Origin of the sequence: Kribbella ginsengisoli (assembly GCF_039537185.1) — a bacterium.
GTDB lineage: Bacteria > Actinomycetota > Actinomycetes > Propionibacteriales > Kribbellaceae > Kribbella > Kribbella koreensis.
The window spans coordinates 1-24,954 of sequence record NZ_BAABAA010000001.1; the positions used below are offsets into that span (position 1 = coordinate 1).

The 24,954-nt window shown below is 66.2% G+C and carries 25 protein-coding genes and 1 pseudogene; 7 read left to right on the forward strand and 19 right to left on the reverse strand.

Features of this window, described 5'->3' with window-relative positions; translation table 11 throughout:
• The 14 genes and pseudogenes from narY to ABD768_RS00070 form a co-directional block, all read right to left on the reverse strand.
• Positions 1–467, reverse strand: a pseudogene (gene narY, locus ABD768_RS00005) (nitrate reductase subunit beta); the annotation flags it as partial.
• Positions 467–4,183 (reverse strand): nitrate reductase subunit alpha, encoded by a 3,717-nt coding sequence (locus tag ABD768_RS00010; protein WP_344838630.1) that lies wholly within the window; start codon positions 4,181–4,183, stop codon positions 467–469. The gene ABD768_RS00010 and the pseudogene narY, both read right to left, overlap by 1 nt.
• Positions 4,184–4,218: 35 nt before the next feature.
• Positions 4,219–5,454, reverse strand: a complete 1,236-nt coding sequence (locus ABD768_RS00015) for an MFS transporter (protein ID WP_344835872.1) — start codon at positions 5,452–5,454, stop codon at positions 4,219–4,221.
• Between the two features lie 261 nt (positions 5,455–5,715).
• Complete coding sequence (locus ABD768_RS00020; protein ID WP_344835875.1) at positions 5,716–6,039, reverse strand: ArsR/SmtB family transcription factor; 324 nt, start codon at positions 6,037–6,039, stop codon at positions 5,716–5,718.
• 290 nt (positions 6,040–6,329) lie between these two features.
• Positions 6,330–6,764, reverse strand: a complete 435-nt coding sequence (locus ABD768_RS00025) for a pyridoxamine 5'-phosphate oxidase family protein (RefSeq protein WP_343973059.1) — start codon at positions 6,762–6,764, stop codon at positions 6,330–6,332.
• A gap of 6 nt (positions 6,765–6,770) precedes the next feature.
• Positions 6,771–7,034 carry a hypothetical protein gene (locus ABD768_RS00030; RefSeq protein ID WP_344835879.1) on the reverse strand — a complete coding sequence of 88 codons (264 nt, stop codon included), beginning with the start codon at positions 7,032–7,034 and terminating at the stop codon, positions 6,771–6,773.
• A 71-nt stretch (positions 7,035–7,105) separates the two neighbouring features.
• The gene (locus ABD768_RS00035) at positions 7,106–8,635 is read right to left on the reverse strand and encodes a hydrogenase large subunit (RefSeq protein WP_344835882.1); all 1,530 of its coding nucleotides are present in this window, start codon (positions 8,633–8,635) and stop codon (positions 7,106–7,108) included.
• Positions 8,632–10,149 (reverse strand): proton-conducting transporter transmembrane domain-containing protein, encoded by a 1,518-nt coding sequence (locus ABD768_RS00040; RefSeq protein ID WP_344835884.1) that lies wholly within the window; start codon positions 10,147–10,149, stop codon positions 8,632–8,634. Before ABD768_RS00040 ends, ABD768_RS00035 begins: the two co-directional genes overlap by 4 nt.
• A 24-nt stretch (positions 10,150–10,173) precedes the next feature.
• Entirely contained in the window at positions 10,174–10,833 is a 660-nt protein-coding gene (locus ABD768_RS00045) for a hypothetical protein (RefSeq protein WP_344835886.1), read from the reverse strand.
• Positions 10,834–10,844: 11 nt separating this feature from the next.
• On the reverse strand, positions 10,845–11,801 hold the full coding sequence (locus ABD768_RS00050; protein ID WP_344835888.1) for a respiratory chain complex I subunit 1 family protein: 957 nt from the start codon (positions 11,799–11,801) through the stop codon (positions 10,845–10,847).
• Positions 11,798–13,858 (reverse strand): proton-conducting transporter transmembrane domain-containing protein, encoded by a 2,061-nt coding sequence (locus ABD768_RS00055; protein WP_344835890.1) that lies wholly within the window; start codon positions 13,856–13,858, stop codon positions 11,798–11,800. The genes ABD768_RS00050 and ABD768_RS00055 overlap by 4 nt, the downstream gene beginning before the upstream one ends.
• Entirely contained in the window at positions 13,855–14,340 is a 486-nt protein-coding gene (locus ABD768_RS00060; protein ID WP_343973039.1) for an NADH-quinone oxidoreductase subunit B family protein, read from the reverse strand. The genes ABD768_RS00055 and ABD768_RS00060 overlap by 4 nt, the downstream gene beginning before the upstream one ends.
• Entirely contained in the window at positions 14,337–14,705 is a 369-nt protein-coding gene (locus tag ABD768_RS00065) for an ArsR/SmtB family transcription factor (RefSeq protein WP_343973036.1), read from the reverse strand. The genes ABD768_RS00060 and ABD768_RS00065 overlap by 4 nt, the downstream gene beginning before the upstream one ends.
• 10 nt (positions 14,706–14,715) lie before the next feature.
• On the reverse strand, positions 14,716–15,171 hold the full coding sequence (locus tag ABD768_RS00070; protein ID WP_344835894.1) for a GAF domain-containing protein: 456 nt from the start codon (positions 15,169–15,171) through the stop codon (positions 14,716–14,718).
• Between the two features lie 158 nt (positions 15,172–15,329).
• Here ABD768_RS00070 and ABD768_RS00075 point away from each other — a divergent pair, with 158 nt between their 5' ends.
• The 3 genes from ABD768_RS00075 (at position 15,330) to ABD768_RS43060 (ending at position 16,241) form a co-directional block, all read left to right on the forward strand.
• Positions 15,330–15,524, forward strand: a complete 195-nt coding sequence (locus ABD768_RS00075) for a hypothetical protein (RefSeq protein WP_344835896.1) — start codon at positions 15,330–15,332, stop codon at positions 15,522–15,524.
• A gap of 54 nt (positions 15,525–15,578) precedes the next feature.
• The gene (locus ABD768_RS00080) at positions 15,579–15,770 is read left to right on the forward strand and encodes a hypothetical protein (RefSeq protein ID WP_343973027.1); all 192 of its coding nucleotides are present in this window, start codon (positions 15,579–15,581) and stop codon (positions 15,768–15,770) included.
• A 294-nt stretch (positions 15,771–16,064) separates the two neighbouring features.
• Complete coding sequence (locus tag ABD768_RS43060) at positions 16,065–16,241, forward strand: pyridoxamine 5'-phosphate oxidase family protein (RefSeq protein WP_425552111.1); 177 nt, start codon at positions 16,065–16,067, stop codon at positions 16,239–16,241.
• Here the strand turns inward: ABD768_RS43060 and ABD768_RS00085 are convergent.
• Complete coding sequence (locus tag ABD768_RS00085) at positions 16,159–17,082, reverse strand: DUF389 domain-containing protein (protein WP_344838632.1); 924 nt, start codon at positions 17,080–17,082, stop codon at positions 16,159–16,161. The two genes, ABD768_RS43060 and ABD768_RS00085, sit on opposite strands and share 83 nt — an antisense overlap.
• Before the next feature lie 30 nt (positions 17,083–17,112).
• Entirely contained in the window at positions 17,113–17,307 is a 195-nt protein-coding gene (locus ABD768_RS00090; RefSeq protein WP_344835898.1) for a hypothetical protein, read from the reverse strand.
• Here ABD768_RS00090 and ABD768_RS00095 point away from each other — a divergent pair.
• The 3 genes from ABD768_RS00095 to ABD768_RS00105 all read left to right on the forward strand — a co-directional run bounded on the left by ABD768_RS00095 (position 17,294) and on the right by ABD768_RS00105 (position 20,154).
• Positions 17,294–18,088, forward strand: a complete 795-nt coding sequence (locus tag ABD768_RS00095) for a recombinase zinc ribbon domain-containing protein (protein WP_344835900.1) — start codon at positions 17,294–17,296, stop codon at positions 18,086–18,088. The two genes, ABD768_RS00090 and ABD768_RS00095, sit on opposite strands and share 14 nt — an antisense overlap.
• Positions 18,089–18,567: 479 nt before the next feature.
• Positions 18,568–18,735 carry a hypothetical protein gene (locus ABD768_RS00100; protein ID WP_344835903.1) on the forward strand — a complete coding sequence of 56 codons (168 nt, stop codon included), beginning with the start codon at positions 18,568–18,570 and terminating at the stop codon, positions 18,733–18,735.
• 384 nt (positions 18,736–19,119) lie between these two features.
• Positions 19,120–20,154 (forward strand): hypothetical protein, encoded by a 1,035-nt coding sequence (locus ABD768_RS00105; RefSeq protein WP_344835907.1) that lies wholly within the window; start codon positions 19,120–19,122, stop codon positions 20,152–20,154.
• A 36-nt stretch (positions 20,155–20,190) separates the two neighbouring features.
• Here the strand turns inward: ABD768_RS00105 and ABD768_RS00110 are convergent, their stop codons facing one another.
• Genes ABD768_RS00110 through ABD768_RS00120 form a run of 3 tightly spaced genes read right to left on the reverse strand, consistent with a single transcriptional unit; the run spans position 20,191 to position 24,130 of the window.
• A complete protein-coding gene (locus tag ABD768_RS00110; protein ID WP_344835910.1) occupies positions 20,191–20,778 on the reverse strand; it encodes a hypothetical protein in 588 nt (195 codons plus the stop codon).
• Positions 20,779–20,810: 32 nt separating this feature from the next.
• Positions 20,811–23,006 carry a hypothetical protein gene (locus ABD768_RS00115; protein WP_344835912.1) on the reverse strand — a complete coding sequence of 732 codons (2,196 nt, stop codon included), beginning with the start codon at positions 23,004–23,006 and terminating at the stop codon, positions 20,811–20,813.
• 2 nt (positions 23,007–23,008) lie between these two features.
• Positions 23,009–24,130 (reverse strand): hypothetical protein, encoded by a 1,122-nt coding sequence (locus ABD768_RS00120; RefSeq protein WP_344835914.1) that lies wholly within the window; start codon positions 24,128–24,130, stop codon positions 23,009–23,011.
• A 415-nt stretch (positions 24,131–24,545) separates the two neighbouring features.
• On the opposite strand from ABD768_RS00120, the gene ABD768_RS00125 reads away from it, so the two are divergent.
• Positions 24,546–24,950 carry a hypothetical protein gene (locus ABD768_RS00125; RefSeq protein ID WP_344835916.1) on the forward strand — a complete coding sequence of 135 codons (405 nt, stop codon included), beginning with the start codon at positions 24,546–24,548 and terminating at the stop codon, positions 24,948–24,950.
• Positions 24,951–24,954 lie beyond the last annotated feature (4 nt).

The following is a 24,954-nucleotide window of genomic DNA, read 5'->3' on the forward strand; positions in this document are numbered from 1 at the left end:
TCGCGGTGCGCGGTGGCGGTCGAGCCGCCGAGGTCGTCGTCCCAGTTGGCCGACCACTCGATCTTCAGGTTCTTGCCACTGATCAGCGACTTGGGCCGGGCGACCGGGGTGTGCTCCTGGGCCGGGGCGTCGGTGAGGGTGGAGTAGTCGTAGGTCCACGGCTCGTAGTACTCGTTGATCGAGGGCAGCTTGGGGTTGGAGAAGATCGTCAGCAGGTTCTTCAGCCGGCCGCCGCCCTTGAGCTTCATCCGGCCCCGCTTGGTGAGCTCCCAGCCGCCCTGCCACTTCTCCTGGTCCTCATAGGTGCGTGGGTAGCCGAGCCCGGGCCTGGTCTCGACATTGTTGAACCAGACGTACTCGGTGCCGGAGCGATTGGTCCAAGCCTGCTTACACGTGACGGAGCAGGTGTGACACCCGATGCATTTGTCGAGGTTCATCACCATCGCCATCTGCGCCATGACCTTCATCAGTACGTCACGTCCTGACTGCGCTTGCGGATGATGGTGACCTCGTCACGCTGGTTGCCGGTGGGCCCGAGGTAGTTGAAGGCGAAGGTCAGCTGGGCGTAGCCGCCGATGAGGTGGGACGGCTTCACCAGCAGCCGGGTCAGCGAGTTGTGGATTCCTCCGCGCTTTCCCGAGGTCTCAGCCAGCGGTACGTCGATCAGCCGGTCCTGGGCGTGGTACATGTAGACCGTCCCCTCGGGCATCCGGTGCGAGACGATCGCCCGGGCCACCACGACGCCGTTGCGGTTGACCGCTTCGATCCAGTCGTTGTCCGCGATGCCGACCTTGGCCGCGTCGCGGTCGCTCATCCAGATGTTCTGGCCACCGCGGGACAGCGAGAGCATGAAGAGGTTGTCCTGGTACTCCGAGTGGATCGACCACTTGTTGTGCGGGGTCAGGTACCGCACCGTCAGACCCTCGACCTGACCGGCCGACCCGTCGGAGAGGTTGCCGAGGGCCGGCTCCGCGAACAACGCCGCCATGTTCAGAGGCGGACGGTAGACGGGCAGGCCTTCGCCTAGTTCCGTCATCCAGTCATGGTCGAGGTAGAAGTGCATCCGCCCGGTGAGCGTGTGCCAGGGTTTCTTGCGCTCCACGTTGATGGTGAAGGGCGAGTAGCGTCGTCCGCCGGTCTCGGAGCCCGACCATTCCGGTGAGGTGATCACCGGGACGGGTGGGCCTTGGGTGTCGGCGAAGGTGATCTGCTTGCCCTGGTGTTCCTCGGCCAGGTCGGCCAGCCGGACGCCGGTGCGCTTCTCGAGAGTCTTGAAGCCCTGGGTCGCCAACTGCCCGTTGGTGGTGCCGGACATCGCCAGGATCGCTTCGCACACGTTGACGTCCTTCTTCAGTGACGGCCGGCCGTCGGCCACGCCGCCCCGGACGGCTCCGTTCTTGGCGCGCAGGTAGTCGACCTGCTTGCTCAGCTCGAAGGTGACGCCCTTGGTGGTCGCGCCGAGTGTGTCGACCAGTGGACCGAGGGAATTCATCTTCTCGGCGACCGCGCCGTAGTCACGGACGACCTCGACGAGTTTGGGCATCGTCACGCCCGGGATCGGCTCGCACTCGCCCTTCTTCCAGTCGCGGACGACGCCGTGCGGGGTGGCCATCGCGTCCGGGGTGTCGTGGGTGAGGGGTACCGCGACGACGTCCGTGCGGACGCCGAGATGGGTGGCGGCGAGCTCGCTGAACTTCGCCGCGATCGTCTGCCAGGCATCCCAGTCGGTCCGGGTCTGCCACGGTGGCGCGATGGCCGGATTGAAGGAGTGCACGAAGGGGTGCATGTCGGTGGTGTTGAGGTCGTGCTTCTCGTACCAGGTCGCGGCCGGCAGGACGACGTCGGAGAAGATCGTCGTACTGGTCTGGCGGAAGTCGATCGTCATCAGCAGGTCGAGCTTGCCCTCGGGTGCTTCGTCGCGCCAGGTGACGTCGACCGGCCGCTGCGCCGGCGGCGTCTCGGTGGCCCGGACCGAGGAGTCGGTGCCGAGCAGGTGCTTGAGGAAGTACTCGTTGCCCTTGCCGGACGAGCCGAGCAGGTTGGCCCGCCAGATCGACAGGATCCGCGGATAGTTGCCGGGGGCATCGGGATCCTCGCCGGCGAACGCGAGCTCACCGGACTTGAGTTGGTCGACGACGTACTCGCCGACCGGCCGGCCCGCTGCGGCCGCGTCGTCGCTGAGCTCGAGTGGGTTGCGATCGAAGGTCGGGTACGACGGCATCCAGCCCATCCGGGCGCTCTGCGCGATGACGTCGGCGGTCGACTTGCCCGCGAGTTGTCCCTTCCCTGTCGTGGCCGACAGCGTGTCGGCGCCGAACTGGTCGTAGCGGAACTGGTTGGTGTGGAGGTACCAGTAGGCGGTCTGGACCATGTTGCGCGGAGGCCGGTTCCAGTCGAGCGCGTTGGCGATCTGGGTGTACCCGGTGATCGGCCGGACCTTCTCCTGACCGACGTAGTGCGCCCAGCCGCCGCCGTTGACACCTTGGCAGCCGGTGAGGTTGGTGAGGGTGAGGAAGGAACGATAGATCGTGTCGGAGTGGAACCAGTGGTTCGTGCCCGCACCCATGACGATCATGGACCGGCCCTTGGAGTCCTCGGCGTTCTGGGCGAACTCGCGGCCGATCCGGGCGGCGGTAGCGGCCGGTACGCCGGTGATCATTTCCTGCCAGGCCGGTGTGTACGGCGATTGCGCGTCGTCGTAGCCCTTGTTGTCCCCGGTTGGCCAGCTCCCGGGGAGTGGTTGGCCTTGGTGGGTGCGGCTGACGCCGTACTGGGCCAGCAGGAGGTCGAAGACGGTGGTGACCAGGTGGCCGTCGATGCGACGCACGGGCACGCCTCGGGGGAGGTCGGCGGCGGCGCCGTCGGGAGTGTCGAAGCGTGGCATCCGGACGCTGACCGAGGCAGTCGCGGTGTCGAGGAGCGAGAGAACCGGGTCCACCTCGCCGAGGTCGAGGTTCCAGTTGCCGACCCCGGCCTCGCCGTACCGATGCCCCAGGCAACCATTGGGAACGACGGCGGCGCCGGTGCGGGAATCGATCAGGACGGTCTTGAAAGCGGCGTTCTCGTCAGCGGAATGGTCCGCGAGATCGGCGGCGGTGAGGAACTTGCCGGCCGTGTACTCGCCGTCGGCGGCCTCCTCCAAGCGGACCAGGTGCGGAAGATCGGTGTAGGTCTTCACGTACTCGGTGAAGTAGGGCGTCTGCCGGTCGACGAAGAACTCCCGGAGCACGACATGCCCCATCGCCATCGCGAGGGCGGCGTCGGTCCCGGGCTTGGCGGGCAGCCACTCGTCGGCGAACTTGACGTTGTCGGCATAGTCCGGAGCGACCGCGACGACCTTCTGGCCGCGGTACCTCGCCTCGGTCATCCAGTGCGCGTCCGGCGTCCGGGTGACCGGCAGGTTGGAGCCCCACATGATGAGGTAGCCGGCGTTCCACCAGTCGCCGGACTCGGGCACGTCGGTCTGGTCGCCGAAGACCTGCGGGGAGGCGACCGGCAGATCGGCGTACCAGTCGTAGAAACTCAGCATCGAGCCGCCGATCAGGTTGACGAACCTGGCGCCGGAGGCGTGCGAGACCATCGACATCGCGGGGATCGGCGAGAAGCCGGCGACCCGGTCGGGACCGTACTTCTTGATCGTGTGGACATGGGCCGCGGCGACGATCTCGCTGGCCTCGTCCCAGCCGGCCCGGACCAGGCCACCTTTCCCGCGGGCGGATTTGTAGGCCTTGGCGCGCAGCGGATTCTCGACGATGTGCTCCCAGGCCTTCACCGGGTCGCCACCGTGCTGGGCCTTGGCCTCGCGGAACATCTCGAGCAGGACACCGCGCACATAGGGATAGCGCACCCGGGTGGGGGAGTAGGTGTACCAGGAGAACGCCGCGCCGCGAGGGCAGCCCCGCGGCTCATACTCCGGGGAGTCCGGGCCGACCGAGGGATAGTCGGTCTGCTGGGTCTCCCAGGTGATGATGCCGTCCTTGACGTACACCTTCCACGAGCACGAACCGGTGCAGTTCACCCCGTGCGTGGACCGCACCACCTTGTCGTGGCTCCAGCGGTCGCGGTAGAAGTCGTCGGCCTCGCGTCCGCCGGCCTTGGTGAGGGTTCGCAGGTCGTCGGAGACGGTCCCCCGGGTGAAGAACCTCCGGCTCCGGACGAGCGCTTCCGTGAGGGAGCCGTCCATCCCGGGAGCTGCCGTGGACTTCTTCCGCGAGGGGATCAATGTGACTCCTGTTTCCGAGGTTCGGTACGCCGGACGACGGTGAGCGTGAGGACCAGGGCCAGTACCGCGGTACCGCTGAGCAGCCACAGGCCGATGGCGTAGGACTCGGTACGGCCGTAGACGTAGCCCATGATCAGTGGCGGAACGAAGCCGCCCAGCCCGCCGGCGGCGCCGACGAGTCCGGTCACCCCGCCGACGCGGGACGGCTCGGTGACCTGGGCGATCAGGGCGAAGGTGGCACCGCTGCCAGAGCCGAGGGCCGCGGCCATCGCCAGGAACGCGACTGTTCCGACACCGTGCAGTGGCGGCGTGCCCGCCGAGATGCCGGCGCAGACGACGACCACTCCGAAGCCGGTGGCCAGTACCGGGATCGCGCCCAGCTTGTCCGCGAGCCAGCCGCCGACCGGGCGCATGATGACGGCGATGACCACAAAACCGGCCATCCGGTTGGCCGCGTCCGCGGGGGTGAGGTGGTGGGCGGTCTTGAGGTACGCCGGCAGATAGACCGAGAACGCGACGTATCCACCGAAGGCGACCGCGTACAGCAGGCACGCCTGCCAGGTGATCGGCAGCCGGGCGTTGGCCGAGATCCGTGACGCCAGCGAGGTGGTGGGCACGACTCTGCCCGGTGCGTCGCGAAGGATCAGCCAGGACCCGGCGGCATAGCAGGCCAGCACGGCGCCGGTGATGAGGAAGGGGGCCTTGGCGCCCAGGTGATCGGTGAGCTTGACCGTGGTCAGGGCGCTGATCGCGGTGCCGCCCATACCCGCGCCGAAGATGCCGATGGCGAGGCCGCGCTTGTCGGGCGGGAACCACGCGTTCACGAACGGGACGCCGACGGCGAACGCGGTACCGGCGATACCCAGGAAGAAGCCTCCGACCAGCAGCAGGGGGTAGGAGTCCAGGGCGAAGAAGGCGAGGAACAGGATCGGCACGACGGTGACGCCCGAGATGATCGGGAACATCACCCGGCCGCCGAACCTGTCGGTCAGCCCACCCACGACGATCCGGCCGAGCGATCCCACGACCACGGGAACGGCGACCATCAGGGCGACATCGGATTCGGTCAGCGCGCCGAGCGTGCCGGTGGTCCGGTACAACGGACCGAGCGGGCTGATCAGCGCCCAGGCCCAGAAGTTGACCGCGAACCCGATGGTCGCGACGGCCAGCATCAGCCAGGGGGATCGCGTGGCCGCGCGCGCCCGGCGCTCCGGGGTCAACGGAGTCGTCACTTTCGCGCCCGTTCCACGGGACTCACGGTCCTCACGATGGGCCCTGCTGGGGCCTTTTGGCAATGAAGTGCTCATGGCGCAGGACCTTTCGGCGATCGCAGATCGTGTCCGCTCCAGTAGAGACGATCCGGCCGACGATGGTGAGGGCCGAAGGTCCTCTCTCCGGGTGCACTCGTCTGCTTGCCGGCCCGCGCCATGACTGGGACCGTGGTGCCGTCCGGCCTTCTCGTCACGGGGTCACGCGGCAACGCCGGCGGACGGTCAGCTCCGCAGGTCGTCCAGGAGGCCGACTTGTTCGGTCAGGACGCCGGTCAGGATTCGCCGGGCCACGCTGAGGAGTTCTGCGACGTCCGGCGAGGTCAGGGTGTAGGTGACGGCTGATTCCTCTTTGCGGGACGTGACGAGGCCTTCGCGGCGTAGCACCGCGAGGTGCTGGGAGAGGTTCGAGGGGCCGACGCCGACCTCGGGCAGCAGCTCGGCCACGGTGTGGTCGCGCCGGCTGAGCAGTTCGAGGACCCGGATCCGCGCCGGGTGGGCCAGCGTCTTGAAGAACTCTGCCTTCAGTTGGTAGAGCGGCCTGCTCATCGTGAGCTCCTTGCGGATGATCTTTACTGCGGGTCTGCTCAATTGCCAATCTTAGCAATTCTGAAACCAGGTAGGCGTGGGATGCGCGAAACAGTCGTCGGCGCGGTCATGACCCGGTCGCCGGTCACGGTCACTCCGGGCCTGCCGTTCAAGCCGGTCGCCTGCGCGCTGCTGGCGTCGGACGCCGGCGCCGTGCCCGTCGCGGCGGCCGATCGGCGGTGGTCGCTCTGCGTCCTCGACGACATGATGGTCACCGGCTTCTCAGGTCCACAGCGTCGGCCTGGCTGGGGTCAGCCGGCGCCGCCGAACCTGATGCCGGTGACGAGGTCGGCCTGGATGCCGACGGCAACGTCCATGGCGAGATCGACCCAGGGCGTCAGGAGCTTTTCGTAGCGGGCCAGGCGGTCCGGTTCGATGATCTGCCGGGCGGTTCCGGTGACGACCACGCTCCAACCGAGCCGCTGGACCGGGTCGATCTGGTCGACCTCGTAGGCGACGACGGTGCCGGGGTCGACGGCGATGGCGACCTTGGCCGACAGCCTGGTACGGATGATGATCTCGTCCCCGTCGAGGAGATGCGTGACCGGGCGGATCGCGGGGAGTGCGTTGCGCGTGAACACGACTCGTCCGTAGCTGACGGTCGACAACAGGTGGAGTGCCTCGGCCCGGGTCAGGTCGACCGGCGTCTGTGCGCCGGGCCGGTTCTCGTCGGTGCTGGAGTTCATTGCGGCTCAGAAGACGTAGAAGGCTGAGACGGTCATCGGGAGTATTCCGAGGATCAGCCAGGGGGACAGGAGGGAGCGTTGGTGGACGAGCAGGACGCCGGCGGTGGTGGCGAGTCCGACGACGCCGGACATGATCCAGAGGCCTACTCCGGAGGAGTGTTTGATCTGTTCCATGTGGGGGCTGTAGGCCGCGAGGGCGACGGTGGGGGATCCGCCGATGTGGATGAGGATGACCGCGAAGACCCACCGTTGGACGGTTTCGATCTTCATTCCCCGGCGTTTCGACGGGTGGCTGCGCAGGGTCCGGCGGGGTGGTTGCGGGCGGGGCTCGAGTTCGGGGTTCACAAGTCGTTCCCTGCGTAGGAGAGGTTGAAGCTCTTGTTGGTGAGGGGGAAGTCGGGGACGATCGTGTCCTTGAGAGCGACGGGTAGGGCCGGCCAGTTGAAGAAGGACGGGTCGACGATCTTGAGCCGGGCGACGGTTCCGTCGGGTGCCATTTCGAGGCGGTGGGCGATGGTGCCGCGCCATCCTTCGACGAGTCCGACGCCGGAGGTTCGTCCGGCGGCGAGCCAGGTTGGTTTGGAGGTGTCGGCGCTGGTCGGCGGGCTGGTGCTGAGCAGGTGGTCGATCAGCGCGATGGATGCTCGCGCTTCTGTCGCGCGGGTGAGGAAGCGTGCCAGGACGTCTCCTTCGGCGTGTTCCGGGACTTCGGCGGCCGCGGTCGGAGCGAATGGATGGTCCGAGCGGGCGTCCTGCAGGAGGCCGCTGGCTCGCGCGACATAGCCGAGGGTGCCGATGTCGCGGGCCTGTTCGCTGGTCAGGATGGAGGTTCCGGTCATCCGGTCGACGACGACGCTGTTGTGCAGGGCGATGTCGACGATCTGCTGGAGGTCGGAGCCGATGGCTTTGAGTTCGTCGATCTGGGGGAGGGCGTGGAGCCGGGCACCACCGGGTACGACCGCGCCGCGCAGCAGCCGGTGGCCGGTGACGTGTTTGTTGATCCGCAGCAGTTGTTCCCTGATCCGTTGTGCGTGGGCGTTGACGATGCCGTAGCCGACGTCGTTGCAGAGGGCCCCGATGTCGGCGACATGGTTGTAGAGCCGTTCGAGTTCGAGCAGGATCGCGCGAAGTATCGCTGCCTGACGCGGTACGGGCCAGTCCCGGGCTTCCTCGACGGCCAGGCAGAACGCCAGGGCATGTCCGACGGCGGTGTCGCCGGAGATGCGTTCGGCCAGCGGCAGTACGTCGGCCAGCAGCCGTCCCTCGGCGAGCTTCTCGATGCCCTTGTGGGTGAACCACAGACGGGCTTTGAGTTTGAGAATGGTCTCGCCGACCACCGAGAAGCGGAAGTGGCCGGGTTCGATCAGCCCGGCATGGATCGGGCCGACCGGTATCTCGTACACGCCGGATCCGCCGACGGCGAGGAACGGGTACGGCTCGTCGGGTGAACCGAATGCGGGTGGGGGGCCGGCATCGTGGCGCATCGGATGCCAGCCGTCAGGCCAGTGCTGGTGCAGTACGAGACGCCTGGGCAGTGGGTGATTCTGTACGTCGACGCCGTACAGGTCGGCCAGTTCGCGTTCGAACCGTCCAGCGGGGAATGACAGACCGGCCAGGCTGGGGATCTGCGGCGTGGCAAGGTCGGTGCGGAGGATCAGTTCGACCCGGCGGTCGGGTTGGCCTGCCGTGAACAGGTAGACGACGCGAAGGCTGTCGAGATCGTCGTGGCCGGCGATCAGCGCCAGTCTGTAGCCGTCGTCGAGCAGGCTGCCGGCCCGTTGTGGCAGTTCGGTGGCGGAGACGGGGATCTGCCGGCGGTTGGGGTAGGAGCGTTGGTCTGCGAGCTGCTGCGGTGAGGGAGTCTCGGTCATGGGGTGCCTGCAATCATGCTGGCGCTGTGCAGCAGCGGGCCGAGTGGCCAGTCTGCGATGCCGAGCGCGGCGACCACGCACAGGCCGGTGATCGCAGGCCCTGCGATGGTGAACGGCAGGGCAGCGAGCACTGGTCCGGGAGCGGATGGGCGGTCGGTAGGGGCGCCGAACAACATCGTGCTGCCTTTGACGGCGATGGCGACGAACACGGCCAGCAACAGCACGAGCATCGCGGCGACGACCCAGCCGAGGCCGGCTTCGAGGCCCGCTCGTACCAGTGCGATCTCGCTGAAGAAGAGGCTGAAGGGCGGCAGGCCGAGCAGCGCCGCCAGACCGAGGCCGAAGACGCCGCCCAGGATGGGAGCACGGGTGAGCAGACTGCGGACGTCGGTGATGACGGTCGTTCCGGTGCGGGCCAGGATCTCGCCGGCGCCGCAGAACAGGACGGCCTTGCTGAGCCCATGTCCGACGATGTGCAGCAGGGCGGCAGCGAGTGCGAGTGGTGTCCCGGCAGCCACGCCGATCATCACCAGTGCCATGTGTTCGATGCTGGAGTAGGCCAGCAGGCGTTTGTAGTCGCGTTGGGTGAGCAGCAATGAGGTTGCCAGCAGCAACGAGGCGATCGCGATGGTGAGCAGCAGGGCGCGGACGAAGGTCGCGTCGATGCTGGCAACGGCGATCACGCGGTAGCGCAGCAACGCGTAGACGGCGACTGGGAGCAGGACGCCGGACATCAGTGCGGATACCGGGGCCGGCGCCTGGCTGTGAGCATCGGGCAGCCAGCTGTGCAGGGGAATCATGCCCGCCTTGGCGCCGAAGCCGAGTACCAGCAGCGCGAACGCGAGCCGCATCACCCCAGGGTCGAGTTCACCGGCGCGGGCCGACAGTTGGGTCCAGTCGAGGGTGCCGTGCTCGGCGATACCTGCTTGCTGTGCGGCGTAGTTGACCAGGACGGTGCCGAGGTAGGCCAGCGCGATTCCGACGGAGCAGATGATCACGTACTTCCAGGTCGCCTCGAGCGCACCGCGGGTGCGGCGATGCCCGACCAGGAACGCGGTCACGATGGTTGTCGTTTCGATGGCCGCCCAGAGCAGGCCGAGGTTGTTCGCCAGCACGGCGAGCACCATCGCGGCCAGGAACAGGGGCACCAGTACGCCGTACAGGCGAGCGCCGCGCTCGTCGATGCGGCCGTTGTCGAGGTCGCTGTCGAGGTGGGTGAGGCCGGCGAACGTCGCGATCAGTCCAACGGCGCCGATGACGATCAGCATCAGCGCCGACAGGGCATCGACGCGCAACCAGCCACCGATGGCCAGGGCGGCGCCATCGGTGGTCCGGACGGCGGTCACGACCCCGGCGGTCAGGATGACGGCGGCCGCGCCGACTGTGGTGAGCCCGGTGGCACGGCGCCAGCCCATGACCGCGGCTGCTGCCGCGGCCGCCAACGGACCGAGTAAGGGCACGACGACCACCAGGGCGGCGGCCGAACCGGTGCCGGTGGTGAGTGCGGGGATCATCAGGAGCTCGTCTCGTTCAGGGTGTCAGTCGCGGAGTTCGCGGAGTTCGTCGATATCGGTGCCGCCGAAGGCCAGCTGTACTCTGCCGGTCAGGACCTGCAGAACGAGCACGATCAGCAGTACGTCGAGTGACACGGCCAGCTCGACCACGCCCGGAACTCCGCCGGTGAGCAGGAACGCGGTGGTCGCGATCCCGTTGTCCAGCAAGAGGAAACCGACGATCTGCGACAGGGCGCGGCGTCGTGTGACCAGGACGAAGAAGCCGATCAGCACCATGGCCAGGCCCACCGGCACGGCCTGGGTCTCGGTCGACGGCGCCAGCCGGACCAGCGGCCGGCTGATGCCATAGGCAACGAGAATGAGGACGGCCGCGGTGAGGATGGAGGCAGCGACGTTCATCAGCGGCGCGGTCTCACGTGCCTCCGCGCTGTCGCGCAGTACTCGCCGCAGGACAGCGGGGATCAGTACGGCCTTGAGCACGACTACCTCAGCGGCGACCACGCCCAGTTCGATGCTGTCGCGCTGGACGGCGAGCAGCAGAGCCACGCACGCCATCAGCGCGCCTTGCATGACCAGGAGCCGCACGATGGCCGACAACTCACGTCGCCACAGCACCAGGACCGATGAGAGCAGGAGCCCGCCGACGGCCAGGTAGAGGAGTTGCACGTAGAGGCTGTTGTTCACGGGAATACTCCTCAGGCGAGGAAGAAGGACGACGACACGGCCAGGACTCCGAACAGGAAGGATCCGGCGAGCAGCTCCGGAACGCGGAAGAGCCGCAACTTCGCCATGAACACCTCTGCTGCCGCCACGCCGACGGCCAGGACGGTCACCTTGACGGCGAACACGACCGCGCCGAGCCCCAGCGCCAGCGGCGAGGCGCTGGTCGCCACACCCCAAGGCAGGAAGAGATTCGCCCAGAGCCCGAGCAGGACGGTGAGTCGCAGGCCGGCGGCGAACTCGACCATGGCGAGGTCCCGGCCGGAGTACTCCAGCACCATCGCCTCGTGGATCATGGTCAACTCGAGGTGCGTGGACGGGTTGTCCACCGGGAGACGACCGGCCTCGGCGATCACGACAACCGCCAGCGCGACCGCGGCGAGCAGACTGGCGGGGGACAGGACCTCGGCGGGACTGTGCTGGATGCGCTCCACGATCGCGGCGAGATTGGACGAGTCGACCCGGGCCGAGACGGCGAAGCCGACCAGCAGGATCGTCGGTTCGGCCAGCGCCGCGATCGTGATCTCCCGGCTGGCTCCCATGCCGCCGAACGCTGTGCCGGTGTCCAGCCCGGCCAGTGCGAGGGCGACAGTTCCGAGCAGGAGCAAGGCGACGATCGCGAACAGGTCCGCAACCCGGTCCAGCGGCGACTTCGTGCTGACGAAGGGGGCGACGGCAGCGATCACCAGAGTGGACGCCAGCAGAACCGGGGCTGCGGCGGTGAAGATCCAGCTAGACCCCTCAGGGCTGATCGGCTCCTTGGCGAGTTGTTTGCGCAGGTCACGCCAGGGCTGCCCGATTCCTGCTCCGGCACGGCCTTCCATCCGGGCCCTGACCTGGCGCATCACCCCCACCAGGTAAGGCGCGACGAGGATCAGGAGCGCGAGCTGGAGCGCCAGACCGGCCAGCGTGCCGGGGCTCAGTTGGGTCACGACGTCACCCCCACCACGATCAGGACGGTCAACAGGCCCACGAGCCCGAACGCCAGGTACCTGTGCACGCTGCCGTTCTGCAGCCGGCCGGCCAACCGGCCCCACCTGGCCATGACGCCGAGCAGTGGCGGGTACAAGGCGGTCTCGATCCGGTCGGCGACCTGCTGGCGGTACTGGACGCTCTCGATCAGGTACTGCGACTCGGCATAGTGCGTGACGTTGACGTCCTGCTCAGGAGCGAGGACATCGTCGAAGACCCGGGTGAGTGGTTCGGCGAACGAGGTCGCTGTGTATTCCATCCGCGGGTCGAGCCGGGTGCCTCCGCAGCCCCAGACCAATGCCTTGCGTCTGGGCAGTCCACGGCCGGCGTACCGGAGTACCGCAATGGCGCCGAATGCAGCTGCCAGCAGCCCGCACAGGATCAGCAGCGGTGACATGGAGCCGCTGATTCCGTTCAGCCGCAGGGTCACCCCGCCCTGTAGCGGGGCGCCGTCGTGGACCGTGGGGAGGACCGTGAGGACCCGGTTCAGCGACGGGCCCAGAGCGGCGGGTGCGATCGCGAGTGCGGCACATCCGACGGCGGCGAACACCATCGCGGCGCGCATGATGGCCGGGCTCTCGGTAGCACGTTCGGCGGCGGCAGACCGGGGCCGGGCCAGGAATCCCACGCCGAACGCCTTCACGAACGTCGCCACGCCCAGGCCCGCTGTCAGCGCGACCACACCGACCGCGAGCGGCATCGTCACCGCGACCAGAACAGATGGAGACCCAGCAGCGGGCAGGCTGTGAATCAGGCCCTGCAACAGCAGCCACTCCGACACGAATCCGTTGCCCGGTGGCAACGCGGCCGCAGCGAGCGCGCCGATCCCGAACAGCGCGGTGGTGACAGGCATCCTCGAGGCCAGGCCGCCCAAGCTGTCGAGATCGCGTGAGCCGGTCGACCGCAGTACCGACCCGGCGCCGAGGAAGAGCAGCGTCTTGAACCCGGCATGGTTGATCGCATGCAGCACAGCAGCGGCCAGCAAGAGGCTCGCGAGCAGCCGGTTGCCGTCGACGGCGAAAATGCCCGCCGCGCCGACTCCCATCATGACCAGGCCCATGTTCTCGGTGGTCGAGTAGCCGAGCAGCCGTTTCAGATCCACGGCGACGCTCGCCTGCAGTACGCCGTACAAGGCCGAGACGGCGCCGGTGGCCAGCACGAGGACCCACCACCAGCGTTGGCCGCCACCGAGCAGATCGAACCCCACCCGCAAGATCCCGTAGAGACCGAGCTTCACCATCGCCGCAGACATCAGCGCCGAGACGTGGCTAGGTGCTTCCGGATGCGCTCTGGGCAGCCAGACGTGTAGCGGCACGAGACCGGCCTTCGAACCGAACCCGATGAAGACCAGCACGAAGATCAGCGATCTCGACCAGGACGGCAAACCGGCAGCGCCGGATCTCAATGCAGCGAAGGAGTCGCCACCAGCCCGCGCCGAGAACAGGAGCAACCCGAGCACGATGGCAGCGAACCCGGCGTGCGTCATCGATGCGTACCAGGCGCCGGCAGTCCGGACCTCCTGACGGGCCTGATGCTCGGCCAGTACCAGCACCAGCGAGGTCAGTGCCATCAGCTCCCAGACCACCAGGAACGTGGTGACATTGCCGGCTACAGGCACCCAGATCATCGCGGCGACGAAGAGCGGAAGAGTTGCCTGGACAGTCCGTGACGATGCTCCAGACCCCGGCCCGTGATCGGTCTGCGGGGCCGGCTGGGTGTAGCCGATGCTGTAGAGCCCGGCGACCACCGCGACCGCTCCCACCAAGGCCAGGAAGACGCCTGACAAGGCGTCGCCTGATATGGCAGCAGTACCGAGCGGCAACAGACCGGGCGCCGTTGCAGAGTAGGTCTGTCCAGTCAGTAGAGCGATGCCGGCTATCAGGCCGCCAGCGCCGCACGCGGCGGTCGAGCCGCCGGCGACGACCGCGCGCAGCTTCGGACCCGATACGGCAGCGCCCACTGCTCCGGACACGGCGACGGTACTGGCACCGAGCAGTGCCTGCTGGATCAAGCTCATCGATCAGTCAGATCCCGCAGCGCAGCGATGATCACATCCGGCTCCGGAGGGCACCCCTTGATCTCCACGTCTACCGGAACCACATCGCTGACCGCTCCGACGACCCCGTAGCCACCCGCGAACACGCCACAGTTGCGGGCGCAATCGCCCACTGCCACAACGCGCTTCGGGGCCGGGGTCGCCTCATAGGCCTTACGCAGCGGATCTTCCATGTTGCGAGTCACCGGCCCGGTCACCAGCAGTACGTCCGCATGCCTCGGAGATGCGACCAGCCTCACCCCATAGCGTTCGGCGTCGTAGACCGGGCCGAACGCCGAGGCGATCTCGAGCTCGCAGCCGTTGCAGGATCCGGCGTCGACGTGGCGTACCTGGACCGAGCCGCGCAGTACGCCCGGGTCTGCTGCCTTGTGCGCGGCGTCCCGGACCGGTGCGGGCTCGGCGACCCGACCGGTGGCGAGGATCTTGCGCAGCAGACTTCTCACTTCGTTCCGCGCAGAACCCGTGCTCGGCCGCTCGCTTGGGCGTCGGCCTTCAGGCCGTCGAGCAGCTCGGTCCGATCCGTCAGCACGCTGGTCAGGATCCTGCGGGCGACAGCCAGCAGCTCGGCCACCTGCTCGCTGGTCAGCGAGTAGAAGACGACCGATCCTTCTTTGCGAGTGGTGACCAGCCCGGCCCGTCGTAGTACGGCCAACTGCTGGGACAAGTTCGAGGCTTCGAGACGTAGCTCGGGCAGCAGCTCTCCTACCGCCATCTCACGTTCACTCAGCAGCTCGAGGATCCGGATCCGGGCCGGATGCCCCAGCGTCTTGAAGAACTCCGCCTTGAGCTGGTGCAACGGTGTGGTCATGTTCCTGTCCTCAGCCCTTCACCGCTGAACGGGCGGCCGCCGGCCGCTGGTCGACGAGGAGCCGGACGACTTCCAGTGCTTCGGCATCCGCAGCGATGGCTTCGACCTCGGCGCTGATCGCATCCGGCTCGGAGCTGTAGATACCCAGCACGCCGACGATCCGACCGCCGACCCGCAGCGGGGCCTGCAGAACGCTCCGCACGCCGGTCGCCGCGATCCGCTCGCTCCAGATCGGCCAGCGTGGATCGGTTCCGACATCGCGGACCCGGACGATCGTGTCGTAGGTGAAAGCCGTGACGAGGGGACCCTCGCCGGTGGCGAACTTGAAGCGGTAGATCGGCTCGAGCCGCGGATCGGTCACTGCCGCGAGTTGCAGAGCGCCCTGGCGGTTCAGCGCGAGACCCGCCGACGTGCAGCCGGCCGTCTCGGCCGCGAACCGCACGAGTGATTCTGCCGTCCCGTCCACCTGCTCACCTTTCGACCTGGGTAAGGCGCACGCCTTCACAGCGCGCACAATGGATGGCATCATGAATTGAAGAATTCTGCAAGTCACTAGACTGTCAGGTAACCGCGGTCCGGCACCGGCCAGGACGCGCCGGACAGCAACCTTCGAGGAGTGGATCCGTGAGTTCGTTCGATGACGAGTTGCTGCACCGGATCAGTGCGGCGAGGCAGGCGTTGTCCGCTGCGCGTGACGCCGGTGAACTGGACAGCGAGCGCGTCTACGCCGGCGAACTCGACAGCCTGCTCCGGCTGGCGATGGACAACGGCGTGGCCGTACCGCCGGAGGCGCCCAGCCTGCCGAGGCCCTTGGGCTGACCCAGCACGAACCCGACGGTCCGACCGCTCACTCGATAGTCAACGGAGACAGCGATGCGCTACGAAGTAACCCGGTTCCCGCCGGACCACGACGCCGAGACCCCCGTCATCACCGACGCCGCAGGCGTCCCCGAACTGGTCCGCGAAGCTGCCCAGAGCGGCCGCCGAGTCCACATCCGCCCAATCACCAACCGAGCGGCCCCAGCCCCCGTACACCCCCACACCAGAGAACACACCCACCCATAGCGCAGCGCATCACCACAACCAAAGGGACTGCCCGCGCATCGGCAGGTGCGTATGTTGGCCGGCGTCCAGGTGGTCACCAGGCTTCTGGCCTGTCGCGGATCAGCCCTGTTCGAGCAGCACGCGGTGCGGCACCTTCGAGAGGTCGCCCTCGGCTGTTCGAAGTAACAGATAGCGCCGAGGTCGACTGAACAGCGATCACGGGCAAGGCGGCGAAGACCGACGAGCAGCCTCAGTCCGGAAAGCAGCCAGCCGGCGAGAAAGCTGCACGAGCTGACTCCGGCCGAGGCGATTCACTTGCTGTCCACAGTCAAGTACGGACGCCTCGTTTTCACTCGCAACGCGCTCCCAGCCGTACGTCCGGTCAACCACCTCCTCGATGAGGACGAGATCAGCCTGTTCGGGTCCAGCGCCAGAGCAATCGCTGGACGAGGAGGGTGGCGACGCCGGCGCAGGTCATGCCGGCCAGGTTGATGCCTAGTTGGGCGGCTGAGCCGCCGATCTGGGATGGTGCCCAGACGGCAGTTGAGAGGGCTAGGTCGCCTGCGGCTGGGACTGTCGTGACGGAGATGAAGACGCCGACCAAGGCGTTGGATCGGCCGGCGGTCTGGGACAGTACGCCGGCGCAACCGGCCAGCACCGCGACCACCGCGGACCACCTGTCCGGCCGCCAGATGAATCCGGTCAAGGGACGCACGGCGGTCACGTCGCCGACATCGATCCAGCCGGCCGCCCGGGCCAGCAGGGCCGCCCCGATGGTGAGCAGGATCGCGACCAGGAACCCTTTGGTGAGCAGGATCAGTGATTGCGCCGCGAGCTTGCGCCGCCCCAGCGCCAGCCCGAGGGCGAGCGCCGCCACCACCCCGAACTCGGGACCGACGACCATGGCGCCGACCACCAGGATCGCCGAGTCCGTGACGACGGCGATCGCGGCGATCATGGTGGCCAGTGTCAGGAACGCGTAGAACGCCCAGGACCCGCGCGCCTCGGCGTATCCCTGATCCACCACCGCATCCCACACGACCGCGTCGTCGGGTGCGCCGGGAGCCGCTTCCTCCGTGTGCCAGGCGTTCCGGGACGGAGCGGCGTCGACGCCGGAGAGCGCGACCGCGCCGTCGTCGTACAGGCCCTGGGTCTTCAGCCAGCTGAGGATGTCGGAAGTTGCCTCCCGGGTTACGTCGCACTGGACGACATCGCCGGCGGGTCGCTTCGCGGCGCCCCGTAGTACGACGACGTTGGTGACCCGGGCGTCGCCGACGAGGGTGTCCACCACGAGGTCGGTCCGGTCGGTCGGCACGATGAGCCGCAGATGCATCACGCAGCCATGATGCCGGTACCAGCGGATTTATCGCTCGTCGCGCAATGACTTCCGCGCGAAGTCGGCTGCTTCGGTGAGTAGGTCGCGCCAGAGCTGCGGATCGACCGCAGGGATCGAGACCCACTCGCGGAAGACTTTGCCTGCGGGCGCGAACGGGTCGCCGTGGCCGTCGCCGACGAGTTCGGTAACTCGCTCCCGAGGCAGATGGATGGGTGACAGCACTCGTCTGTGGTGGCGATTCTGGAGAATCCTCGGTACACGGGGGTACGCGATCTACGGGCGGTGGCAGAAGGCCGAGAAGTTGCTGGATCCGGAAGACGTTGCCGCCGGCTACATCGCGAGGTTCAGGCGGTCGCCGCTGGCGAAGATTGTGCGGTCGCGGGAGCCTGCGCATCCGGCGATTGTGTCGGTGGAGACGTTCACCGCGGTTCAACTGGAGAAGCGGAAGAGGCGGATCGGTGGGGTCGCCGGGTGGTCGTCGAGGAGTCGGCAGCGGATTTCGACGAAGCGGACGTACGAGCTTCGAGGGCGGATCAGGTGTGGGATCTGTGACCGGAAGATGGAGGGCGCGGCGCGGCGCCAGGAGGTCAAGTACTACCGGTGCAATGCGCGGACCTTGGTGCCGGAATCGGCTACCGCCTTGGCGCATCCGCCGCAGATCTACCTTCGGGAGGACTTGGTCACGCCGGCGATCTATCGGTGGATCGGGGAGCTGTTTGGGCCGTTGAATCGGCAGGTAACGATTGACTTACTTCTGGCGGCTGATGACAGTTCGGCGCGTCGCGACGAGCGTGTGGCGCAGTTGCGGGATCGCGTTGTGGCGGCCGACGTGGTGATGGGGCGGCTGCAACGGGCGTTGGCCGCGGGATGGGATCCGGCGGCGCTGCGTGAGCAGTACAACGCTGCTGTGGCGGAGAAGTGGGTTGCTGAGACGGGCATCACACGGATGGCTCACGAGACGTGGAGGAGCAGCAGGGGAAGGGCCACATCGAAGGGGTCCTGATGGAGCGTGGGAAACAAAGAAGCCGCTGACCCTTAGGTCTGCGGCTGTTTGTGTCCGAGGCCGAACACGCACCTTGACCACACGCCTCGAGATGGGGCGACCAGCGCCAAACCGGTAATCCGCTGAACTTGCAGCCGATGCGATGGCTCTGACCATCACCTCATGAGAGGTCGCCTGGAATGACGGTTGGTGTCGACACGACATCATCGGGGGCGCCAGATGGATCTGACGCGACGCTGACGCTCACAACTCTGCTGAGCGGCCTTTCGCGGTAGTCGATCTCGATGGACGTCGGGTCGCCGTCTCGGAGTAATTCGCTCAGGGGACCCGTAAGTTTGGTCTCCGGCCCGTCTGAGTGGATTGAAGCTGCCGTGAGCCGGACAACACCGTGGCTGGGCCGGCATCCGCATGCCCACGACCGCTGTTACCAATTGCGACGTCGATATCGAGGAGTGTGGGTCCAGCTCAGGTGTGAACTCTTGCTCGAGCTGGTCGCCATAGGCCTCGACGCAATCGTCACCGTCAACGGACGTGATGTTGTCCCGGGGAACGCCGAGGTTGGCAAGCCGATCGACGACAGGCGCAGGATCGGGGTTGACGACGACACGCGTTTCTTCAGTCAACTGCCGGACAACGCCGTTAGTTAACTCACGGCGTTCAGAAAGTCTGCACGTAACCGCGCTGCGTGGCTATGGCTCACCGACAAGTCGCGCGGGCCGCCGGTTGCCGCCTCCGTCGAGGCGGCACCGCGGCGGCGTCAGGTGGTCGCGAGTCGGTGGGGCTCACCAGTGAGGGTGGCTACCATCGAGCAGCCGTTCCTACTCCATGGGGTGGTAGACGTCGCGCTGCGCAGTCGCAGTCCTCTTCGTACTCATGTTCTCGATCATGGCGGGCGATGCGCCGCAGCACTCGGCGGACTGGACCGCGAGCTCGGAGTCGGCTCGAGCTCGATAGCAATGTGAGCCTATTCCGCCCGGGCCGTCGACGGGCTATATTCGCGGCTCGCACGTGGTTGAGGAAGGGCAGTTGAGATGACGATCCCGATCAAGCCGGCCTTTCCTTCGGGCACGCGACTAATCATCTCTCTTTTCGAGAGCGGATCTCTCACGAATGTTTCTGGCGTTGATGTAGAGCCAGACTACGGATACATCACGCGGATCAGATACCTGAGCGGTGCGGTACGGGTGACGTATGGAAGCAACATCGGGATCAACCCCTCCGCCGCGTCCGAGGTTGTGAAGGACAAGGGGTACGCGAAGAAGCTCCTGTCGTGGAGTGGGTTTGACTGTCCTCCGGGGGAGACGTTCGTCTTGCCGTGGTGGGCCGCGAGGATCAAATCAGATTCGGACGGCCATAGCTCGGTCGAGAGCTTGCTCGCGCGAGTCGACGGTCAGTTGCAGTATCCCGTCTACGTGAAGCCCGTGGACGGCTCAAAAGGGGTGAACGTCTGGCGGTGCCGAAACGACGGCGACCTGGTGGCAGCTATCAGGCTGTTCGACGAGGAGCGCATCCGTGTAGCAGTGGTCGAGTGTGCGGTGGATCTCCCGGACTTTCGGCTCGCGGTTCTCGATGGTGGGCTGGTGGCTGCATACCAGAGACTGCCGCTGTCGATCGTGGGAGACGGGCGATCATCCATCTCCGGGCTCCTACAAAGGCGGCTCTACGAGCTCGCGTCCGCCGGTCGGAAGATCTCGCTCAATCCACGGGACGGCCGAGTGTCTTCTCGGCTCGTCGCTCTTGGCGCCAAGTGGGAGGACGTCCCAGCTGGTGGTCAGGTTGTGCAACTTCTGGATCTCTCGAATCTCTCGGCTGGCGGGACGCCCGTCGATCTGACCACCGTCGTCCACCCGCGCTGGACGGAGCTGGCGTGCCGGGTCGCACGAGAGTTCGGTCTTCGGCTCTGCGGAGTCGACCTCGCGTGCAACGACCTGACCAAGGCCGATGGGGCGTACTCCGTACTGGAAGTGAATGCCTCTCCGGGGCTTGACCACTACAGCTCGTTGGGTATCGAGCACGACAGGAGAGTGCGCGATCTGTACCAGCGACTGCTGAACTCGGAGCCATGAACCAATCCACGGACGGCGAGCCCAGGTGGACGCCGGTCAGGTCTCAGACGGTTGGGCGCCGTTCAGGAATCTAAGCGTCAGCGAGATCCGGTCGCTGTTGCCGGGGCCGCCGACAGCGTGCATCGGTCGAGGATCTCCGGTCGATGCCGCACCGGCGAGAAGCACGACGTCGCCTGGTGCGACGGTCCAGGTCTCCGCAACCTGGGTCCTCGAATTCTTGTGGTAGATGGAGAACGATGTCGTCCCGGCCAGCGAGAGGCAGCTGACGATTCGAAGGTACCGTCGATGGTCCTTATGCGGAGAGATATATCCATGTGAGCGGGGATAGCGCAGGTACGTCAGCTCCGGGGACCAGCTGTCAGGGATGTCGAAGACGCTCGAGAACAGGTCGACGACCGTTCTGGCCGCCGGCTCGCTGAGCAGCAAAGCATGTTCTTCTACGCACTGTGTGACCGGTCCATCCGCGGCCACCAAGGGACGCCAGGCAGCTGAGCTGGCGCGTTCCAGATGTGCAACGACATGCGACGGATGGAGTGCGCCGGGAAGGTAGGCATACCCCTTCGTCAGCGCTACCTTTGCCGCCTCGCGCAGCCAGTTTCTGTCGATTCCCTGTTCGAGCGTCATGCTATCGATGGTGGTACCAACCGGAGCGCTTGTCACGGACTCTCGGCTTCGTGCTGTTGGCCGTCGAGTGCGGTAGCGAGGAGCTTCTTCAACAGGAGGGTCAGCTCACTCTGATCGGCCTTGTCCAGTAGTTCTCGTACTGCGATATCCGGGATCTTGCCGGTCGCAGCGGCGAGTGTGAGCTCGGACAAGTAGCCGGGGGTCGAATCGCCTCGCTCGCCTCGAAGCCACTCGGTGATCTTGGCGTCGTGCTGGCTGTGGTGGATCTGGTTCCGTTGGAGAGTGCGGAAGGCCGCAGCTTTGATGATGGGGTCGTAGTACGCACTGAATATCAGTGCGAGGCTGGCGTACGACTGAAGCGCGGGTTCGATCGGCTTCGCGACCTCCAGGGCTAGCTCCTGGGCGGCAGCGGACACCGCAGCAAAGGCCACCCGTTCGTCGAGTCGGCCCCAGAACGCGTTCTCGGTGAATAGGCCAACGCGTTCGGGTCCGTCGCCGAACAGCAAGGGCGGCGAGAGTTCGGCGTCAAGTCGTTTCGCTCGATCGTAGAGCAGGGGATTCGGTGGCCGGAAACTGTTGCTCCATCGCGTGAGGAGCTTCTGCTCGAGGCACCATGAGCACGCTTTGCCGCTCGGCAGATAGATGTCCTCCACCGAGTCAATCGAGACTCCTTGCTGCGTGGTGAACGTGCGCCGCAGCATCACTCGCACTTCGAAGTCTTTCGGCCGGAATACCACTGCGAAGAGGCCGACCTCCGCGCTTCCGTGGTGGATCTGGTTGGCCTGATAAATCCGTTGTCTGAGCCACTTCGCGGTCGAGCCGGTGAGAACAGCATCGTCAAGGATAAGGATCCGTTGCGCCGGACCGACGATGCGCGCTGCGTCTGGAGACAAAGACGTGTCCTTGACCAGCGCGACCGGTACCCCAACAAACTGTGGAGTCTCGTTCTCGATGGTCGCTTTCAGAAGGGATTCCAAGGCCTCCGTTCCACTGTGCTCCGGAATCAGTATGAGGTCCGGACCGAAAGTGGTGATGAAGGCGGATAGTTTCTCGATGGCGCGCGCTCTGAACTGCCTGTCGGTGAGAAGCTTGGGAATGTCCAGATAGACGGCGTGGTGGCGCGACTCGGCCGGCGCCCCCGAGGTGTTCACGTGCAGCCTGACAGCTTGGGTGCGCTGGACTGCCGACCAGAACGGCTCGTGCCTACCGGCACGGTCCTTGTTGAGTTCGATGCCGTTCGGTCGTCCTTCGTTAGCTGCAACACGCTCGTAGGTGCTGGGGTCGATCTGTACGACCGATGCCCCTTCAATGCAACGTTCGCATTCGCCGTCGGTGTCAACCGGCCATCGAAGGATTGCTTGGGTCGACAAGGGCTTGAGCCCGACGGATGAGCGCCCTGACGTATCGCAGAGGGCGATCGATTCGAAGGTCGCATCAGGGCCGATGAGGCTACTCACCGTCTGCAGCAATCGGCCGGACGCGTTGACGCTCTCGATGAACAAGACGCTTCTCGAAGCATCCAGAGGTGGCAAAATCACCGGCAGCAGATCGCTGATGTCGATTCTGCCGCGCGGGTATTGTCTCAGCGTGTCGATGGTGATTCGCCACCCGAAGCGCTCGAAGGCATCGAGCTTCAATTGCAACAGGACCGCCAGCAGGCTACCAGTGTCCGCCAGGATCGCCGTGCCATCCTTGACATGCGGGAGAAGCCAGTCGGCCAGCCGAGAGACGTTGACCGGCTCAGACAGAGCTCCACCTAGTCGGATGAAGGAGTCGGCGTGCTCGCCAGAGGGCAGTTCGAAGTGGGTGCGGTCGGTCGCGCGCCAGAATGCGTGCGAGCGGTAGAGCATCGCACTGACTTCGGCTTGGCACAGGTCGGCGGTCCAGTCAGGGGAAGGTTGGCCGTTCGCGTGCCTTGACCAGACTGCCCGGCGAAGAACCGGGCCCGAATTCGCCGTGTCGCGCGGCGCGAGGATGTAAGCATCTTGGTCCTTGAGCAATTCGGGTAGGAGTTCGTCGCGCTCGATCAGTGGTGTGCATTCGGCATTTCCCCGAAAGATGACGATGTCCGCGCCGCGCTCACCGGCATCAAGGGCTCGGAAGCGGTTACCGACCGATGCGGTGCTCTGCTCCAACCGTGGGTCGTACAGCATGATCAGATGATCGGAGAACAAGTCCTCGACATCGAACGACAGTTCGTCCCCTGCTACCCGGTAGACCAGCGGCATGATCAGAGCCGATCGCTTGGGAGTTCGATGGGTAAGGTGTCTGGCGGCGCCCACACCTCGCCTGCTTCCGGTACCGGCACGGTCACCTCGAGGCAGGTGCCCGGCATGTACGCCAGGTGCGCCTCGGACAGCTCGAAGGCCGCCGAGTCCGGGCGGCTCCCGTCGAACTCGAATGCATGCCGGCCGGTTCGAAGCAGTGCCCATGCGCCAAGGTGACGCAAACTGCTGGCGATGTTGGTGAAACCGGAGCCAGGGCGGCCGCGGATGGTCGAGTCGAGCGCTGTCGTCTTGATCGTTCCGCCGTCGGCGAGAGCGGATAGAACAGCCGCGCGCTCTAGCTGTGGATCCCCCCGGTAGATCGCGGGGTCCTGTGACTGGCGGGCAGCGATTCCGACTCCGTCGTCCGTGACGACAATTGTGAGATAGCCCCGGAGAGTGCGGTTCGCCGCCGAGCGTCGGGTGGCGGCCAGCCAGTGGGCATACCTGCCGTGAGCGCTCTCCAATTCGGGCGGTGTGTACCAGCGCACCGAGACGGATCCAAAGGTTCGGGTCGACGGAGGAAGCGGTGCTTTTCCGGAGTGATCGATCAGATTCGTCACTGCCTCCCAACAGAGCAGCAAGATGTCCGGCATCGCCGACTGTTGATGACTGAGCAGCCACTCGCTGATCCACCCGCGAAAAATAGAGTTGAAGTCCTCCTCGCTGGGGATCAGTCCACGGATCGCGGCCAATCCGTAGAGCCCGTGATTGCGCCCACCTTCCTGTTCCACGATCCGTTCGTAGTACTCCCTGATCGGGCGCGTGACGTCCGTCCCCGACGTAGAGGTGACGCCAGCCGCGTAGCGACCTATCGCGTAGCCCAAGCCAGAGCGGGTGAAGTTTCGGTACCACCATTTGTCGTCGCCCAGGTTGGCCGGTGCCCGTGCGATGACCTCGCAGTATCCCGCTGGACCGTCGAACCGGCGGAGTGCGTTCCCTATCCGCCAACCTGCACCACTGTGGATCGACCGGCAGCCACTGAGGTCGAGGAGCGCGGCCGCGGGTCGGTCTGCACTCAAAGCTTCGAGCCAGGACTCAGCAACCGAAACAGTGAGATCGCCGTCTGCGATCAGCCTGATGACCATTTGCAATCCCTCTACCAGTTGCAGCAGTTGCCCGGCCGGCGAACCTCGACACATTCAGTCGGCCGCCGACAGAGGCGGTCTGCCGCGTCCGCTGCAGGTCTTCTTAGATGGAGCATCTTATCCGGGCGCCTGATTCATCTTCGACGAAAATTCTTGGAGATATTGCCCTTTCAATCGATTGACATCGGACGTTGCGACTCGGCCTTCGTGGAGCGAATAGCGCCGCGGAGAGCTGTCGTTGCTGTCGAGGCTGAGCGCCGCCGAAGTCGAGCGCATGTGGCTCGTCCTATCCCTCGTTCCCCGGCCTCCGGGGCGAGTACGCAGTTCGTTCGTACGCGCGTCGCCGTCCAGACATCGCACAGTTCGCTACCCTGACTGGACGTCGGGGTGGCGTTCGGAGGGGATCGAGGTAGGCGTGGACATCGTGACGCTGGACGACGGCAGCAGTATCCTGCTGACCGAGGTCGACGTGTACGGACCTGCTGAGGTTGGACAGCCCGACGGCACGCTCGGAGCCGGGGAGGTCGAGTCGTTCGTCGTCGAAGCCGTGGCCGCCGGGATCACCTTCGACGTCATCAAGGCCCTTGTCGCAGGGTTGGTGGCCCGAGGCCGCATGCGCCTGAAGCGGCCAGTCGACGCGGCGTCGGTTCGCGATGTCGTCGTCGGCTACTTGTTGTCCTCAGGATTCTCCGATGTCAAAGCGACAGAAGTCCGTCACGTTCCGGGCCATGGTTGGTCCCTGCGCGGTACCGCTGACTCGATGGCCTTCGAGGCGTTGGGTGATGAGGCGGGCCAATTGGTCCACGTCCGCGTCCGCTGAGCCA

Coding starts and splice junctions, on each gene's coding strand:
- ABD768_RS00115 (WP_344835912.1), bottom strand. CDS start 23,006: ATGCCGCTGGTCTACCGGGTAGCAGGGGACGAACTGTCGTTCGATGTC.
- ABD768_RS00085 (WP_344838632.1), bottom strand. CDS start 17,082: ATGCATCTGCGGCTCATCGTGCCGACCGACCGGACCGACCTCGTGGTG.
- ABD768_RS00055 (WP_344835890.1), bottom strand. CDS start 13,858: ATGAGCTTGATCCAGCAGGCACTGCTCGGTGCCAGTACCGTCGCCGTG.
- ABD768_RS00035 (WP_344835882.1), bottom strand. CDS start 8,635: ATGACCGAGACTCCCTCACCGCAGCAGCTCGCAGACCAACGCTCCTAC.
- ABD768_RS00040 (WP_344835884.1), bottom strand. CDS start 10,149: ATGATCCCCGCACTCACCACCGGCACCGGTTCGGCCGCCGCCCTGGTG.
- ABD768_RS00010 (WP_344838630.1), bottom strand. CDS start 4,183: ATGGACGGCTCCCTCACGGAAGCGCTCGTCCGGAGCCGGAGGTTCTTC.
- ABD768_RS00080 (WP_343973027.1), top strand. CDS start 15,579: ATGCGCTACGAAGTAACCCGGTTCCCGCCGGACCACGACGCCGAGACC.
- ABD768_RS00110 (WP_344835910.1), bottom strand. CDS start 20,778: ATGACGCTCGAACAGGGAATCGACAGAAACTGGCTGCGCGAGGCGGCA.
- ABD768_RS00020 (WP_344835875.1), bottom strand. CDS start 6,039: ATGAGCAGGCCGCTCTACCAACTGAAGGCAGAGTTCTTCAAGACGCTG.
- ABD768_RS00095 (WP_344835900.1), top strand. CDS start 17,294: ATGGGTGACAGCACTCGTCTGTGGTGGCGATTCTGGAGAATCCTCGGT.
- ABD768_RS00120 (WP_344835914.1), bottom strand. CDS start 24,130: ATGGTCATCAGGCTGATCGCAGACGGCGATCTCACTGTTTCGGTTGCT.
- ABD768_RS00030 (WP_344835879.1), bottom strand. CDS start 7,034: ATGAAGATCGAAACCGTCCAACGGTGGGTCTTCGCGGTCATCCTCATC.
- ABD768_RS00105 (WP_344835907.1), top strand. CDS start 19,120: ATGACGATCCCGATCAAGCCGGCCTTTCCTTCGGGCACGCGACTAATC.
- ABD768_RS00025 (WP_343973059.1), bottom strand. CDS start 6,764: ATGAACTCCAGCACCGACGAGAACCGGCCCGGCGCACAGACGCCGGTC.
- ABD768_RS00065 (WP_343973036.1), bottom strand. CDS start 14,705: ATGACCACACCGTTGCACCAGCTCAAGGCGGAGTTCTTCAAGACGCTG.